This window comes from Burkholderia sp. MSMB1826, from assembly GCF_001526325.1.
GTDB lineage: Bacteria > Pseudomonadota > Gammaproteobacteria > Burkholderiales > Burkholderiaceae > Burkholderia.
The window spans coordinates 84,406-99,765 of record NZ_LOYN01000050.1 but is presented as its reverse complement, the minus strand read 5'-3'; the positions used below and the strand labels follow the sequence as shown (position 1 = coordinate 99,765).

Here is a 15,360-nt window from a genome sequence, read left to right as displayed (position 1 = left end):
ACGTGTGCGGCCGTGCGGCGATACGGCCCGAGCGTGGCCCGGACGCGCGCGGATCGCGTGGATTGATAACGCTGCTGCATCAATCGTTCCAAAAATTGCACTTATCGTTTGATCGATCCCGCGCCAACATGCCGGAAAACGACAATCGACCAGCCCCTCCCGCGTATTCCAGGATTTTCAGGAGACACCCCGATGCATCCCTCGTCCCGCCTTCCGGCCGAACGCTCGAAGGCCGCCGCGATCTTTCGCGTCACGGCCGGCAATTTTCTCGAGCAGTTCGACTTCTTCCTGTTCGGCTTCTACGCCACGCAGATCGCCAACGTCTTCTTCCCTGCGCAAAGCGAGTTCGCGTCGCTGATGATGACCTTCGCCGTGTTCGGCGCCGGCTTCCTGATGCGGCCGCTGGGCGCGATCGTGCTGGGCGCGTACATCGACGAGGTCGGCCGCCGCAAGGGCCTGATCGTCACGCTGTCGATCATGGCGAGCGGCACCATCCTGATCGCGTTCGTGCCGGGCTACGCGACGATCGGGCTGCTCGCGCCCGTGCTCGTGCTGATCGGCCGGCTGCTGCAGGGCTTCTCCGCGGGCGCCGAGCTGGGCGGCGTGTCGGTCTATCTCGCCGAGCTCGCGACGCCGGGCCGCAAGGGCTTCTTCACGAGCTGGCAATCGGCCAGCCAGCAGGTGGCGATCGTCATCGCGGCGGCCCTCGGCTTTGCGCTCAATCAGTGGCTGAGCGCATCGCAGATCGCCGCGTGGGGATGGCGCGTGCCGTTCTTCGTCGGCTGCATGATCGTGCCGTTCATTTTCCTGCTGCGCCGCAACCTGGAGGAAACCCAGGAGTTCAAGGCCCGCAAGCATCGTCCGGGCATGAAGGAAGTGTTCGGTACGCTGGTCCAGAACTGGGGCGTCGTGATCGCCGGCATGATGCTGGTCGCGATGACCACCACGAGCTTCTATCTGATCACCGTCTACGCGCCGACCTTCGGCAAGACGGTGCTGCATCTGAGCACCGCCGACAGCCTGCTCGTGACGCTGTGCGTCGGCGTGTCGAACTTCGTGTGGCTGCCGATCGGCGGTGCGCTGTCCGACCGGATCGGCCGCCGGCCGCTGCTGGTCGGCATGACGATGCTCACCGTCGTGACCGCCTACCCGGCGCTGTCGTTCCTCGCTCACGCGCCGTCGTTCGCCAACATGCTGCTCGTGCTGCTCTGGCTGTCGTTCATGTACGGCATCTATAACGGCGCGATGGTCGTCGCGCTCACCGAAGTGATGCCGGTGCAGGTGCGCGTCGCGGGCTTCTCGCTCGCGTACAGCCTCGCGACGGCCGTATTCGGCGGCTTTACGCCGGCCATCTCGACCGCGCTCATTCACGCGACGGGCGACAAGGCCGCGCCCGGCTACTGGATGAGCTTCGCCGCCGTGTGCGCGATGCTCGCGACGTTCGCGCTCTATCGTCATCGCACGCCGACGTTGACGCCCGCGCATTGACGCCGAGCGCATCCGGAACGTTCACTCACACCAACCCATCCGCACGACCAGGACCACGACCATGAGAAACCTGCTCCTGAAATTCTGCGCGACCGCGCTCGTCGCCACCGCGGCGGTCGCGGCCAACGTCCAGGCCGCCGAACTGCACGTGATGAGCTCGGGCGGCTTCACCGCCGCCTACAAGGTGCTCGGCCCGCGGTTCGCGTCCACGACGGGCAATACGCTGGCCACCGCGCTCGGCCCGTCGATGGGCAAGTCGCCCGAAGCGATTCCGAACCGGCTCGCGCGCGGCGAGCCCGCCGACGCGGTGATCATGGTCGGCTACGCGCTCGACGATCTGATCAAGCAGGGCAAGGTCATCCCCGAATCCCGCGTCGAGCTGGCCGACTCGCGCATCGGCATGGTCGTGCGCGACGGCGCGGCCAAGCCCGACATCAGCACCGCCGACGGCCTCAAGCAAGTGCTGCTGCACGCGAAATCGATCGCCTATTCGGACAGCGCGAGCGGCGTGTATATCGAACGCGAGCTGTTCAAGAAGCTCGGGATCGAAGAGCAGGTGAAGTCGAAAGCGAAGATGATTCCGCGGATTCCAGTGGCGTCGGTCGTCGCGAACGGCGACTATGAAATCGGCTTCCAGCAGGTCAGCGAGCTGCTGCCCGTCAAGGGCGCGACCTTCGTCGGCAAGATCCCCGAATCGCTGCAGTCCGTCACGCGCTTCGCCGCCGGCATCCCGGTCGGCGCGCAGCATCCGCAGGAAGCGAAGGCGCTGCTCGACTATCTCGCGTCGCCCGACGTGCAGGCCGACGTGAAATCGACCGGCCTGGATTCCGTTTCCGCGCATTGAGCCCGATCGACGGGAGGGCGCGCATCAGATCGTCTTCCCGTCGCGACCGCCGCCGTCTGCCGCGGCGCTGTCTTCATCGGCCCCGTCCGGAAAGGACGGCCCGGCCGCCGCGAGCCGCTGCACGAGACGCGTCCGGTCGCACGCGCCTTCCCACGACGACACGAAAATGACCGCGCACGCGTTGCTGATCACGCTGGTCAGCGCGCGCGCCTCCGACATGAAGCGATCGATGCCGACCAGCAGCGCGACCCCGGCGACGGGCAGGTCGGGCATCACGGCGAGCGTCGCGACCAGCGCGACGAGCCCGCTGCCGGACACGCCGGCCGCCCCCTTGGACGTGACCAGCATGATCGCGAGCATCGCCGCGACCTGCGGCGCGGAAAGCGGGACGTCGCAGGCCTGCGCGATGAACAACGCCGCGAGCGTCAGATAGATCGCGGTGCCGTCCAGATTGAACGAATAGCCGGCCGGCAGCACGAGCCCCACGACGCCTTTGTCGCAGCCGAGCGCTTCCAGCTTGACGATCAGGCGCGGCAGGACCGGCTCCGTGGACGACGTCGCGAGCACGATCAGCAACTCTTCGCGCAGGTAGCGCAAGAGCCGCCACAGCGCGAAGCCGTGCAGCCGCGCGAGCGGGGCGAGCACCAGCGCGACGAACAGCACGCAGGCCACGTAGAACGACACCATCAGCTTCGCGAGCGAGCCGACCGAGCCGATGCCGAAGCGGCCCACCGTGAACGCCATCGCGCCGCATGCGCCGAGCGGCGCGAGCCGCATGATCATCGCGAGCACGCGAAACACGACCTGAGCGATACCGTCGATCAGCGCGAGCACGGGCCGGGCGGCGCTCGGATGCGCATTCAGCGAGAAGCCGAACAACAGCGACAGCAGCAATACCGGCAACACTTCGCCGGTCGCGAATGCGCCGAGCATCGTGTCCGGAATCACGCCGAGCGCGAACGCCACCAGGCTGCGCGGCTCCGCATGCTTCGCATAGGGCGCGAGGAGGCTCGCATCCAGATGACGGGCGTCGATGTGCATGCCGGCGCCCGGTTGCAGCGCGTACGCGGTGACAAGCCCGAACGCGAGCGCGGCGGCCGTCAACAGATAGAAGAGCGCGAGCGCCCGCACGATGGTGCGGCCGATGGCCCGCCCGTTCGACAACGACGTGATGCCCGACACGATCGTGCAGAAGACGATCGGCGCGATGGTCATCTTCACGAGCGCGACGAAGGCGTCGCTGAGCGGCTTGAGCATCGCGCCCGCCGCCGGCCACACGTGACCGATGCCGATGCCGAGCATCATCGCAAGCAGGACCTGCACGTAAAGCGATTTGAACAGCCGGGTCCACCTCACGATGCCGTCTTCCTTCGTTTGCGTTCCGTCGTCGTCATGCCGATGCGCCGCCGCCGGCGTCGCCGCGCTTCGCGTTCTTCGCATCGACGACCATCCGGTAAAACGCCTCGGCGGCCGGCGTCAGCGAGCGCCCGCGCCGCTTGACGATGCCCACGCGCCGCTTCACGGCCGGCTCGACGAGCGGCACGCTCGTGAGGACGGGGTGGTCATGCCCCGGCATCGCCATCGACGGCACCGCGGCGACGCCGAGGCCCGCCTCGATCAGCCCGAGCAGGGTCGTGACGTGGCGCGCCTCGCACACGCTCGGCTTGCGCGGCGCGACGGCGGCCAAGGCCTGGTCGAGCAGCAGGCGGTTACCGGAAGTCTTGTCCACCGAGACGTAATCGTGTTCATACAGTTCGTTCCAGGTCGCGCGCTTCTTGCGCGCGAGCGGGTGGTCGCGGCGACAGGCGGCGACGAACCGTTCCTGGAGCAGGACCTTGAACTCGATCTCCGCCTCCTGGCTGCCGATGAAGCTCACGCCGAAATCCGCCTCGCCGCTGATCACGGCGCCGAGCACCTCGTTGGCGCCGGCGTCGAGCAGCTTGACCCGGATGCGCGGAAAGCGCTGGTGATAGCGGGCGATGATGGGCGGCAGGAAATAGTAGGCGACCGACGGCACGCATGCGATCGTCACATGGCCGAGGCGGCTCGACGACACGTCGCGGATGCCGAGCAGTGCGGCGTCGAGATCGTCGAGCAGTTGTTCGGCGCTCTGCGCGAACACGCGGCCGACGGTGGTGAGCGCGACGCGGCGCGTGGTGCGCTCGAAGAGCCGCACGCCGAGCGCGTCTTCGAGCTTGTCGATCCGGCGGCTCAGCGCAGGCTGCGAGAGGCTGACCGCTTCGGCGGCCTTGCGGAAACTGCCCGTTTCCACGACCGCACGGAACGCCTGCAAGTCGGTCAAATCGAAATTGATGCCCACCGGTCTCTCTCCACCACTCAGATGCGCAGCATTGTGCATGATTCCGTCCGCGCCATGCGTGGCGCGTCGTCCGGGCGGCAGCGTCGGCGCGGCGCTGTGTGGCGCCCGGCCGGCGTCTCGCGGGCCGCGCCGCGAATCGATCGTCCCGACGCCGCATCCTGATGTACCGTATCGCTTTCGCCCCGACGACGATTCAGCGCTGGCGCCGGCCAGTCAGGCGAGTCGCTCTCTTCAACGGATTCCAGCATGCGCATTCCGCCGCTCAAGGCCATCATCGCATTCGAAAGCGTCGCCCGGACCAAAAGCGTCAACCGTGCGGCGGAAGAGCTCGGCCTGACCGCGTCCGCCGTGAGCCATCAGCTCAGCAACCTCGAATCGCAGATCGGTCAGCCGCTGTTTCAGCGTTCGGGGCGCGGCCTCGTTCTCACGCCGACCGGCGAACGCTACCTGGCCGACGTCACCGGCTCGCTGGCCGACCTGAGCCGCGCGACCGAGCGCGCGTCGAGCCGCACCGAAGTCGACATCCTGCGCGTGCACTCGAGCCCGAGCTTCGGGCTGATGTGGCTGCTGCCGCGGCTGTCGTCGTTTCAGGAGGCGAACGGCGACATCCAGCTGAACCTCGCGTGCTCCTACGAAAACGTGTCGTTCTCGAACGGCTTCTACGATATCGACGTCCGGCACGGCTATGGCAACTGGGACAACCTCGAGGTCCGGACCGTGCGCGGCGAGTTCATCGCGCCGCTCGCGTCGCCGCGCTATCTCGAGCGGCACCCGGTGAACGCGCCGGAAGACCTGCTCGCGCACCGGCTGATCTATTCCGAAACCCCGCTGGTCCAGTGGAAGCAGTGGTTCGGCCGCGCCGGCGTGCCGCTGGCGGCCCAGAAGACCTTCGATTTTTCGTTCGATCGTTCGTACATGTCGCTCGAAACCGCCGCGCTGGGCCTCGGCATCGCGCTCGAAAGCCTGATGCTCGCGTCGGTGAAGATCCGCGAGGGGTTGCTGGTGCCGGTCTTCGACGCGACTCATGCGGTCGAAGTCGGCGCGCATCATCTCGTTTACCCGCGGCAGAACGCGGAGCTGCCTCGCGTGAAGCGCTTCCTGGCGTGGATCGAACGGGAGGTCGCGGGTCACGACGGGGCGAGCCACGCAGCGCGGCCGCCGGCGCATCCGTGATTTTGCATCGCAGCATCGGCGACGGGCCGCGCGCCGTCACCTGAAATTTTCTCAGCTATGGCTGAACGTTTCCGCGTTGATGCGGGTGTCCGGTGAGGGGACACTCCGGGCAACACATCAACACAGGAGACATGCGATGTTGCTCGATAACAGGACCATCATCGTGACCGGCGCCGCATCGCCGCGCGGGATCGGCAAGGCCACGGCCCGCGCGCTGGCCGCGCACGGCGCACGCGTGGCGATCCTCGACCTTCGCCGCGAAGACGTGGAGGCCGCCGCCGCCGAGCTCGGCCCGGATCATCTCGGCCTCGCGTGCGACGTGACCGACCACGACGCGTGCGTGGCCGCGGCCCGCGCGGCGCTGGCGCACTTCGGCCGCATCGACGGCCTCGTGAACAATGCCGGCATCACGCAGCCCGTGCGCACGCTGGATATCTCGGCGCGCGACTTCGATGCGATCGTCGACGTGAACCTGCGCGGCACGCTCTACATGTCGCAAGCGGTGTTGCCCGCGATGAAGGCGCAGCGCAGCGGCAGCATCGTCTGCATGTCGTCGGTGTCCGCGCAACGCGGCGGCGGCATTTTCGGCGGCCCGCACTACAGCGCCGCCAAAGCCGGCGTGCTCGGCCTCGCGAAGGCGATGGCGCGCGAATTCGGCGCCGACCGCATCCGCGTCAATTCGATCACGCCGGGCCTGATCCAGACCGACATCACCGGCGACAAGCTGACGCCCGACATGCGCGAGGACATCGTCAAGGGCATTCCGCTCGGCCGGCTCGGCGATGCCGCCGATGTCGCCCATGCGTGCCTGTTCCTGCTGAGCGATCTGTCGAGCTATCTGACGGGCGTCACGCTCGACGTCAACGGCGGGATGCTGATTCACTGAGAACGGCGCCGCCCGACGCGCGGCGCCGACCCTCATGCACCCGGGACAACCCGGGGCCATGGCAGGAGACAAAGATGAGAGCAAAGTACCCCGCACCGCCGGTCCAGGGCGGTCCGCTGCAACGGGACGACGCGCAGACGTTCGAGGCGGCCACCTACGCGAAGGTCGCCCGAAGGCTGATCCCGTTCCTGATGTTGTGCTATCTCGGCGCGTATCTCGACCGTGTCAACGTCGGCTTCGCGAAACTGCAGATGCTCAACGACCTGCGCTTCAGCGAGACGGTCTACGGGATGGGCGCAGGCATCTTCTTCCTCGGCTATTTTCTGTTCGAGGTGCCGAGCAACCTGATCCTGCATCGCGTCGGCGCGCGCCGCTGGCTCGCGCGCATCATGCTGACGTGGGCGGCGATCTCGGCGAGCTTCGTGTTCGTCAAGTCGCCCACCGCGTTCTACGTGCTGCGGTTTCTGCTCGGCGTCGCCGAGGCAGGCTTCGCGCCGGGCGTGATCCTGTACCTCACGTACTGGTTCCCGTCGGCGCGGCGCGCGAAGGCGCTGTCGCTGTTCTTCATGGCGATTCCGCTCGCCGGGATCGTCGGCGGGCCGCTGTCGGGCGCGATCATGCATTCCCTGCACGGCACGATGTCGATGGCGGGCTGGAAGTGGCTGTTCCTGCTCGAGGCGCTGCCTTCGTTCGTGCTCGGCTTCGCGATCCTGCTGTATCTCGACGACGGCATTGCCGGCGCGAAATGGCTGACCGATGCCGAAAAAGCCTTGCTGGCGCGCAACGTGTCGGCCGACGCCGAGCACGCCACCGCCCACCTGTCGATTCGTACGTTCGTCGCGGACCGCCGCCTGTGGCTGATGGCAGCGATCTACTTCTGCGTGGTGCTCGGCCAGTACGGCCTCACGTTCTGGCTGCCGACGATCATTCGCAAGGCCGGCGTCGCCGATCCGCTGTGGGTCGGCCTGTTCACCGCGATTCCGTATGCCTGTGCGATCGTCGCGCTGCCGCTGATCGGCAGCAGCGCGGATCGTCGCCGCGAGCGCCGCTTCCATCTCGCGGTGCCGATGCTGGTCGCGGCGGCGGGCTTCGCGACGTTGCCGATGCTCGGCAGCGTCGGCGCGTCGATCGTATGCCTGAGCATCGCGTCCGCCGGCATCCTCGCGTCGTCGTCGCAGTTCTGGTCGCTGCCCACCGCGTTGCTGGGCGGGATGTCGGCGGCAGCGGGCATTGCCGCGGTCAACTGCTTTGCGAACCTCGCGGGTTTCTTCTCGCCGGCGATCGTCGGCTGGCTGAACGACCTGACCGGCAAGTCCACCGCGGGGCTCGTGTTCATCTCCGTCGCGATCGCGGCCGGTGCGCTGCTGGTGTTCCTCGTGCCGCGATCCGTCAATCGATGAATCGATTGGCATTCCTTCTGACCCGATACTGGAGCTATCGATGGCTACCGAAACCATCCAAGAAGCGGTCACGCTCGCCGAGCGCGCGTACCGCATCCGTAGAAACGCCGTGCTGATGGGCGAAGTGCAAGGGCAGGGCTATGTCGGCCAGGCGCTCGACATCGCCGACGTGCTGGCCGTCGCGTATTTCGGCGCGATGCGCTATCGCGCCGACGATCCCGAATGGGAAGGGCGCGACCGCTTCCTGCTGTCGAACGGGCACTATGCGATCGCGCTGTACGCGGCGCTGTTCGAAGCCGGCATCCTGCCGGCCGCGGAACTCGAAACCTACGGCAGCGACGATAGCCGCTTGCCGATGTCCGGGATGGCGAGCTACACGCCCGGCATGGAAATGTCCGGCGGCTCGCTCGGGCAGGGCCTGACGATCGCGGTCGGCCGTTGTCTCGGCCTGAAGCGCAAGGGCTCCGATGCGTTCGTCTACACGCTGTTCTCCGATGGCGAGCTCGACGAAGGCGCGATCTGGGAAGGGCTGATGTCGGCCGCGCACTGGAAGCTCGACAACCTGATCGCGATCGTCGACGTGAACAACCAGCAGGCCGACGGCCCGTCATCCCAGGTCATGGCGTTCGAGCCGCTGGTCGACAAGCTCGAGGCGTTCGGCTGGTACGTGCAACGCATCGACGGCAACGACATCGACGCGGTGAAGCGTGCGTTCGACCAGGCGCGCCGGCATGGCGCACCGCAGCCGCGCATCATCGTCTGCGACACGAAGATGGGGTGCGGCGTGCCGTTCCTCGAAGCACGCGAGAAGAGCCATTTCATCCGGGTCGATGCGCACGAGTGGCAACTCGCGCTCGACGCACTCGAAGCAGGGAGGCATGCATGAGCACCGTCGACAACAAGCCGCGTCTGAAGACTTCCGCGATGATCGCATCCATCGCGGCGGAAGGGCAGGCGACCCGCTCCGCACCGTTCGGCCATGCGTTGACCGAACTTGCCCGCACGAACGACGACGTGATCGGGATGACGGCCGATCTCGGCAAGTACACCGACCTGCACATCTTCGCGAAGGCGTTCCCCGAACGTTACTACCAGATGGGCATGGCCGAGCAACTGCTGATGGGAGCCGCCGCCGGGTTCGCGCACGAAGGCGCCCAGCCGTTCGTCACGACCTATGCGGTGTTTGCCACGCGTCGGGCGTACGACTTCATTCATCAGGCGATCGCCGAGGACAATCTCGACGTGAAGCTGGTGTGCGCATTGCCGGGGCTCACGACCGGCTACGGGCCGAGCCATCAGGCCGCCGAGGATCTGGCGCTGATGCGCGCGATGCCGAACATGACCGTGATCGACCCATGCGACGCGCTCGACATCGAACAGATGGTGCCGGCCATCGCCGCGCACAAGGGGCCGGTGTACGCGCGTTTGCTGCGCGGCAACGTGCCGGTCGTGCTCGACGAATACGATTACCGTTTCGAACTCGGCAAGGCCAAGCTGCTGCGCGACGGCAACGACGTGCTGCTGATCTCGTCCGGGATCATGACGATGCGCGCGCTCGAGGTCGCGAAGGCGCTCGAGGCCGATCGCGTCGACGTCGCCGTGCTGCACGTACCGACGATCAAGCCGCTCGACACGGCGACCATCGTCCGCGAGGCCGCGCGCACCGGGCGCATGGTCGTCGTCGCGGAGAACCATACGGTGGTCGGCGGGCTCGGCGAAGCGGTCGCGACCGCGTTGCTCGGCGCCGGCGTCGCGGTCCCGTTCCGGCAGATCGCACTGCCGGACGCGTATCTCGCCGCGGGCGCACTGCCGACGCTGCACGACCGTTACGGGATCTCGGCCGGCGCGATGCGCGCGAATATCAGGTCGTGGCTCGGATGAGCGTTCGGTCGTTCGACACCTGCGTGTCGCTGCGCAACGAGACCTCGCCGGTCGGCGATGCGAAGCGGTCGGGATTCGGCCGCGACGGGGGCGCACGCCGGCATCGGCGAGCGCCCGACCGTCAAATACCGGCGTGCGGCGCTTCGAGCGTCGGCGCGCGACCGGGCTGCCCGCGCCCGGCAACCCGATGCGCCGGCGTGCGCGGGCAACCGGGCCGTCGCCGATAGCAAGCGCGCAATCCGCGTCACACTTGTCGGCGTACGCGCGGCGCGTTGCCCAACGCGCGGCTCGGCGCGGCTCGATTTCGTCTCACATAACGGTCCGACACGACCGACCGTCGCTGGATCCATGCGAGCGCGAGTTCGAGCGCCTGGTCGCGGGCTTCGCGGGTATCGGCGAAGTCGCCGTCGACGCCGAGCGCCCGGGTTTCACCGTCGCGATCCATGAGGATCGCCGTCGCCGAATAGCGGCCCGTCTCCGTGTCGGTCACCACGGCCCGGACCGCATATCCGCCATGTTCGATCGTCGTGTGGTTATGCATCGGATGCCTCCTGCACGGAAATGCGACATGTGCGACGACTGCGCTGTCGCAGCACGTCACGCTGCGAATGCAAGCGCGGGAGGTCCACCCGACGGCCGACGCGGCGCAAGCCGCGCGGACCGCGGGTCGACGAAATGCTCCCGCGCGTCCACTTACCCCGCGGTCACCGCGATCCGCCGCGGCTTCGCTTCCTCGCGTCGCGGGATGCTCAATTTCAGCACGCCGTCGCGCAGTTGCGCGTCGATCCGCGACACGTCGAAATCCGGGCTCAGCGTGAATGCGCGCGAGAAGTGCGGATGCTGCACTTCACCGTGCTGAAGACGCAATCCCGCCGGCGTCGGAACGACGGCCTCCGCGTCGATGGCGAGGTTGCCGTCGTGCACGCGGACGTCGAGCTTGTCGCGCGGCACGCCCGGCAGGTCCGCGTACAACGTGATGCCGTGCGCGTCCTCGACGATGTCGACGGCCGGCGCAATCCGCGTGCGCAGCGTGTCGCGCTGAGCCGATTCGCGGTTCGTCACGGCCGTTCGCGTATCGGCCGGACGGGTGGTCAGTTCGGTCGTGTTCGTGTCACTCATGATGTCCTCCGTCATGCGTTCGTGACGTCGTGCTGTTTACTGGACGGTAATCGCCCGCGGCTTCGATGCTTCCGACTTGCCGACGCTGATCGTCAGGCAGCCGTTCGTATAGCGTGCCTCGATCTTGTCGGGGTCCGCGTGCTGCGGCAGTTCGACCACGCGGCGGAACGCGCCCATGAACCGCTCGTTCGCGTAGACGCGTCGTTCGTCGTCGGTCGTGCCGTCGTCCGGAGGCGTACGCTCGCCGCTGATCGTCAGCAGCCGGCGATCGACGGAGATGTCGATCTTCGCGGGGTCGAGACCCGGCGCGAACGCGACGATCTCGATCGTGTCGTCGGTGCTGCCGATATTGACCGGTGGAAATGCACCGGGACGCGGCGCGCGCAGACTGGCCGGAAAGCCCGTGAACACGCTGGCCATCTGCCGTTGCAGGCGGTCGAATTCCGCCAGCAGGTCGGTGGGGAAGAAGATATCGCTCATGACTGGCTCCTGTTGTGCCCCTGCGAAGGGACGAACCGGACCACGCGCTCCAGTTCGTCCATCCGCGAGAAGCTCGCTGACTAACAAATCGAAACACGCAGCGCGTCAACCGCGACTGCCTTGAGCGATACCTAAAATAGGATACGTCGAGTGAATTTCAAGGGGGGAGGGCGTCATTCCGACCGCCCCGTCGATCGCATTCAGCGGTCGAACGGATGGCGCCGAGTCGTAGCCGGCGGGCCGCATACAAAGCTTTCAAATAGAAAGATTCGCGGGTGCCGCGGCCGCCGGAGCTTGCCTGTCGGCCTCGTTCAGAAGCACGGCGGGACATCGACGTGCCGTGCGCCGCCGCCCCTATACATACCAATCCAGCGTCTTCACGATCCCCGTTTCGAAGCTCTCCGCCGGCCGCCATTGCAGTTCGCGGGCGAGCTTCCTTGCATCGATCGCATAGCGCCGGTCGTGACCCGCGCGATCGGTGACGAACCGGACGAGGCGCGCATGCGGCGCGTGTTCGGGCCGTCGCGCGTCGAGCAGCGTACAGATCAGCGCGACGATGTCGACGTTGCGCCATTCGTTGCAGCCGCCGACGGTGTAGGTCTCGCCGACCGTCCCGCGCCGGATGACCGCGTCGATCGCGCGGCAATGGTCGTCGACGTACAGCCAGTCGCGCACGTTCGCGCCGTCGCCGTACACGGGGATCTCGGTGCCTTCGAGGCAATGACGGATCACGGTCGGAATGAACTTCTCGCCGTGCTGGCGCGGCCCGTAATTGTTCGAGCAGTTCGTCGTGGTGACGGGCAGTCCGTACGTATGGAAATAGGCGCGCACGAGATGGTCCGAGCTTGCCTTGGTGGCCGAGTACGGAGAATTCGGCGCATACGGCGTCGTTTCGGAAAACGGCGGGTCGTCGGGGCCCAGCGAGCCGTACACCTCGTCGGTACCGATATGGTGAAAGCGGCGGCGCGCGTGAGCGTCGGCCTTGCCCAGCTTTTGATCGTTCAGCCACAGCTGACGGCACGCATCGAGCAGCGTCCAGGTGCCGAGCACGTTCGTGCGGACGAATTCGCCGGGACCGTCGATCGAGCGGTCGACGTGGCTTTCGGCCGCGAAGTGGACGACGGTGTCGATCGCATGGTCGCGCAGCAGCGACTCGACGAGCGGTCGGTCGCAGATGTCGCCGAGGACGAACCGATGACGATCGGCGCCCGGCAAGTCGTCGCCGAGATTGTCGAGGCTGCCCGCATAGGTCAGCAGATCCAGCGTGGTGACGCTGATCTGCGGATCGCTTTCGAGCAGATGACGCACGAAATTGGCGCCGATGAAACCGGCGCCGCCCGTCACGAGAACATGTTTCGGTCGATAGCTCATGTGGGTTGCTTCCAGGTGGCAAACACGTCGGTGAGACCCGCGATCCACGAAGGCGATTCGACCCCGAAGTGTTCTCGCAGGAGGCTGCAGTCGAGCGCGGAGTTCGCCGGTCTCGGCGCAGGCAACGGATAGGCGTCGGTCCGGATCGGCCGGACCCACGGCACGCGATCGATGAGGCCGGTGCGCCGCGCACCGGCGAAGATCGCTTCGGCGAAGCCGTGCCACGTGGTCACGGGCGTGCCGCACAGGTGATAGGTGCCCCAGCGCAGCGCTTCGCCGGCCCGGTATCGCGCCGCGATCGTCAGCAGCGCGTCGGCGATCGCACCGGCATGCGTCGGGCCGCCGTACTGATCGGCGACCACGCCGACGACCTCGCGCTCACGCGCCAGGCGCAGCATCGTGCGCACGAAATTGCTGCCGTGCGCGCCGAACACCCATGCGACTCGCAGAATCAGATGACGGTCGGGCAACCGCTCGCGCACCGCTTCCTCGCCCGCGAGCTTGCTCCGGCCGTACGCGCCGAGCGGCGCGACGGCGGCGGTTTCCGCATACGGCCCGGGCGTGCGGCCGTCGAACACGTAGTCGGTCGACAGATGAATCAACGGAATCCCGAGCGCGGCGCACGCGTCGGCCAGCACGGCCGGCCCGTCGCGGTTCGCGCGCCAGGCTGCATCGGGCTCGGCCTCCGCGCGGTCGACGGCAGTCCATCCGGCGGCATTGATCACGAGCGCGGCCCGGTGTTCGTCGAGCGCGCGGCGCACCGCGCCTGCATCGGCGATGTCGAGCGCGGCGCGCGACAGCCCGACGAGCGGCTGCCGACCCGCGCGCAGCACCAGTTCGCGGCCGACCTGGCCGAGCGCGCCGGTCACGACGATCGTCATCGCGCCTCCCCGTATGTCGGCAGCAGCGCTGGCGCGCCGGCGGCCAGCTCGGCGAGCGGAGGCTGCCGACGATCCTTGTCCGACAGCTGATACGGCGCGCCGGCATCCGGCCAGTCGATGCCGATCTCCGGATCGTCCCAGCGCACGCCCGCATCCGAATCGGGATCGTAGTACTGCGTGCACTTGTACGCGAAGTCGGCCTCGTCGGACAACACGCAAAAGCCGTGTGCGAAGCCGGGCGGAATCCACAGCATCCGGTGCGATACGTCGTCGAGCCGCGCACCGAACCAGCAGCCGAAAAACGGCGAGCCGCGCCGGATGTCGACGGCGACGTCGTACACCGCCCCGCGCGCCGCGTGCACCAGCTTGCCTTGCGGATTCACCCGCTGGTAGTGCAGCCCGCGCAGCACGCCGCGACGCGAGCGCGACTGGTTGTCCTGGACGAAGGTCGCGTCGACGCCCGCGTCGCGCAGCCAGCTTGCCCGGAAGCTTTCGACGAAGAAGCCGCGTGCATCGCCGAACACGCCGGGCTCGATCATCAGCACGCCGGGCAACGACGTCTCGATCACGCGCGTCATGCCGCGACCTCCTTGCTCAGCAGATCGAGCAGATAGCGGCCATAACCGCTTTTCGCGAGCTTGTGGGCGAGCGTTTCGAGCTGCTCCGCATCGATCCAGCCGAGCCGGTACGCGATTTCCTCGGGGCACGCGATCTGCAGGCCCTGCCGCGCCTGCATCACCTGGATGAAATTGGCCGCGTCGAGCAGCGATTCGTGCGTGCCGGTGTCGAGCCATGCGTAGCCGCGCCCGAGTATCTCGACGTTCAGCGCGCCGCGCGCGAGATACGCGAGATTCAGGTCGGTGATTTCCAGTTCGCCGCGCGCCGACGGTCGCACGGCCTTCGCGAGTTCGACGACGTCGTTGTCGTAGAAATAGAGGCCGGTGACCGCATAGTTCGACTTCGGCTCGCGCGGCTTCTCCTCGAGGTCGATCGCGCGGCCATCCGCGTCGAACGACACGACGCCGTAGCGCTCCGGATCGCGCACGTAATAGCCGAACACGGTCGCGCCGGTCGTCCGCGCGGCGGCCTGTTGCAGCAGCGACGACAGCGCGGGCCCGTGATAGATGTTGTCGCCGAGCACGAGCGTCGCCGCGTCGCGACCGATGAACGGCGCACCGATCACGAACGCCTGCGCAAGACCGTCGGGGCTCGGCTGCACTGCATACGAAAAGCTCATGCCCCACTGGCCGCCGTCGCCGAGCAGTTGCCGGAACGCGTCGAGATCGCGCGGCGTCGAGATGATCAGCACGTCGCGGATGCCGGACAGCATGATCGTGCTGAGCGGGTAATAGATCATCGGTTTGTCGTACACCGGCATCAATTGCTTCGATACCGAATGCGTGAGCGGATGGAGCCGGGTGCCCGAGCCGCCCGCCAGAATCAGTCCTTTACGGCCAATCGCTGTTTGCATGAGGTCCCTCGCTGCAAGAGGAAAAATGCGTGCGTGATACGCGGAA

The 15,360-nt window shown here is 67.2% G+C and carries 16 protein-coding genes; 7 read left to right on the top strand and 9 right to left on the bottom strand.

The window, feature by feature from the left end:
* Nucleotides 1-192: 192 nt before the first annotated feature.
* Nucleotides 193-1,488: an MFS transporter gene (locus tag WS95_RS28305; protein WP_034209132.1), complete on the top strand. Its 1,296-nt coding sequence runs from the start codon at nt 193-195 to the stop codon at nt 1,486-1,488.
* Between the two features lie 61 nt (nt 1,489-1,549).
* Complete coding sequence (locus WS95_RS28300) at nt 1,550-2,332, top strand: substrate-binding domain-containing protein (RefSeq protein WP_034209133.1); 783 nt, start codon at nt 1,550-1,552, stop codon at nt 2,330-2,332.
* 24 nt (nt 2,333-2,356) lie between these two features.
* On the opposite strand, the gene dctA is transcribed toward WS95_RS28300, so the two are convergent.
* The gene (gene dctA / locus WS95_RS28295; RefSeq protein ID WP_034209480.1) at nt 2,357-3,688 is read right to left on the bottom strand and encodes a C4-dicarboxylate transporter DctA; all 1,332 of its coding nucleotides are present in this window, start codon (nt 3,686-3,688) and stop codon (nt 2,357-2,359) included.
* A gap of 34 nt (nt 3,689-3,722) precedes the next feature.
* Nucleotides 3,723-4,652: a LysR family transcriptional regulator gene (locus tag WS95_RS28290; protein WP_059827318.1), complete on the bottom strand. Its 930-nt coding sequence runs from the start codon at nt 4,650-4,652 to the stop codon at nt 3,723-3,725.
* A 246-nt stretch (nt 4,653-4,898) separates the two neighbouring features.
* On the opposite strand from WS95_RS28290, the gene WS95_RS28285 reads away from it, so the two are divergent.
* The 5 genes from WS95_RS28285 to WS95_RS28265 all read left to right on the top strand — a co-directional run bounded on the left by WS95_RS28285 (nt 4,899) and on the right by WS95_RS28265 (nt 9,992).
* A complete protein-coding gene (locus tag WS95_RS28285; protein ID WP_059827316.1) occupies nt 4,899-5,825 on the top strand; it encodes a LysR substrate-binding domain-containing protein in 927 nt (308 codons plus the stop codon).
* 136 nt (nt 5,826-5,961) lie between these two features.
* Nucleotides 5,962-6,711, top strand: a complete 750-nt coding sequence (locus WS95_RS28280; protein WP_059827313.1) for an SDR family NAD(P)-dependent oxidoreductase — start codon at nt 5,962-5,964, stop codon at nt 6,709-6,711.
* A 74-nt stretch (nt 6,712-6,785) separates the two neighbouring features.
* The gene (locus tag WS95_RS28275; RefSeq protein WP_059827311.1) at nt 6,786-8,111 is read left to right on the top strand and encodes an MFS transporter; all 1,326 of its coding nucleotides are present in this window, start codon (nt 6,786-6,788) and stop codon (nt 8,109-8,111) included.
* Between the two features lie 40 nt (nt 8,112-8,151).
* Entirely contained in the window at nt 8,152-8,997 is an 846-nt protein-coding gene (locus WS95_RS28270; protein ID WP_059827309.1) for a transketolase, read from the top strand.
* Complete coding sequence (locus tag WS95_RS28265) at nt 8,994-9,992, top strand: transketolase family protein (protein WP_059827307.1); 999 nt, start codon at nt 8,994-8,996, stop codon at nt 9,990-9,992. The genes WS95_RS28270 and WS95_RS28265 overlap by 4 nt, the downstream gene beginning before the upstream one ends.
* Nucleotides 9,993-10,236: 244 nt before the next feature.
* Here WS95_RS28265 and WS95_RS28260 read toward each other — a convergent pair whose 3' ends face one another.
* The 7 genes from WS95_RS28260 to rfbA all read right to left on the bottom strand — a co-directional run bounded on the left by WS95_RS28260 (nt 10,237) and on the right by rfbA (nt 15,314).
* A complete protein-coding gene (locus WS95_RS28260; RefSeq protein WP_059827305.1) occupies nt 10,237-10,533 on the bottom strand; it encodes a hypothetical protein in 297 nt (98 codons plus the stop codon).
* A 152-nt stretch (nt 10,534-10,685) separates the two neighbouring features.
* Nucleotides 10,686-11,111 carry an Hsp20/alpha crystallin family protein gene (locus WS95_RS28255; RefSeq protein WP_059827511.1) on the bottom strand — a complete coding sequence of 142 codons (426 nt, stop codon included), beginning with the start codon at nt 11,109-11,111 and terminating at the stop codon, nt 10,686-10,688.
* Nucleotides 11,112-11,147: 36 nt separating this feature from the next.
* Nucleotides 11,148-11,591 (bottom strand): Hsp20/alpha crystallin family protein, encoded by a 444-nt coding sequence (locus tag WS95_RS28250; protein WP_034209141.1) that lies wholly within the window; start codon nt 11,589-11,591, stop codon nt 11,148-11,150.
* A gap of 354 nt (nt 11,592-11,945) precedes the next feature.
* Nucleotides 11,946-12,962: a dTDP-glucose 4,6-dehydratase gene (gene rfbB / locus WS95_RS28245; RefSeq protein WP_059827303.1), complete on the bottom strand. Its 1,017-nt coding sequence runs from the start codon at nt 12,960-12,962 to the stop codon at nt 11,946-11,948.
* Nucleotides 12,959-13,843, bottom strand: a complete 885-nt coding sequence (gene rfbD, locus WS95_RS28240) for a dTDP-4-dehydrorhamnose reductase (protein ID WP_059827301.1) — start codon at nt 13,841-13,843, stop codon at nt 12,959-12,961. Before rfbD ends, rfbB begins: the two co-directional genes overlap by 4 nt.
* Nucleotides 13,840-14,421 (bottom strand): dTDP-4-dehydrorhamnose 3,5-epimerase, encoded by a 582-nt coding sequence (gene rfbC / locus WS95_RS28235; protein WP_059827299.1) that lies wholly within the window; start codon nt 14,419-14,421, stop codon nt 13,840-13,842. The genes rfbD and rfbC overlap by 4 nt, the downstream gene beginning before the upstream one ends.
* Nucleotides 14,418-15,314, bottom strand: coding sequence for a glucose-1-phosphate thymidylyltransferase RfbA (rfbA, locus tag WS95_RS28230; RefSeq protein ID WP_034209145.1), 897 nt, complete (start codon nt 15,312-15,314; stop codon nt 14,418-14,420). Before rfbA ends, rfbC begins: the two co-directional genes overlap by 4 nt.
* Nucleotides 15,315-15,360 lie beyond the last annotated feature (46 nt).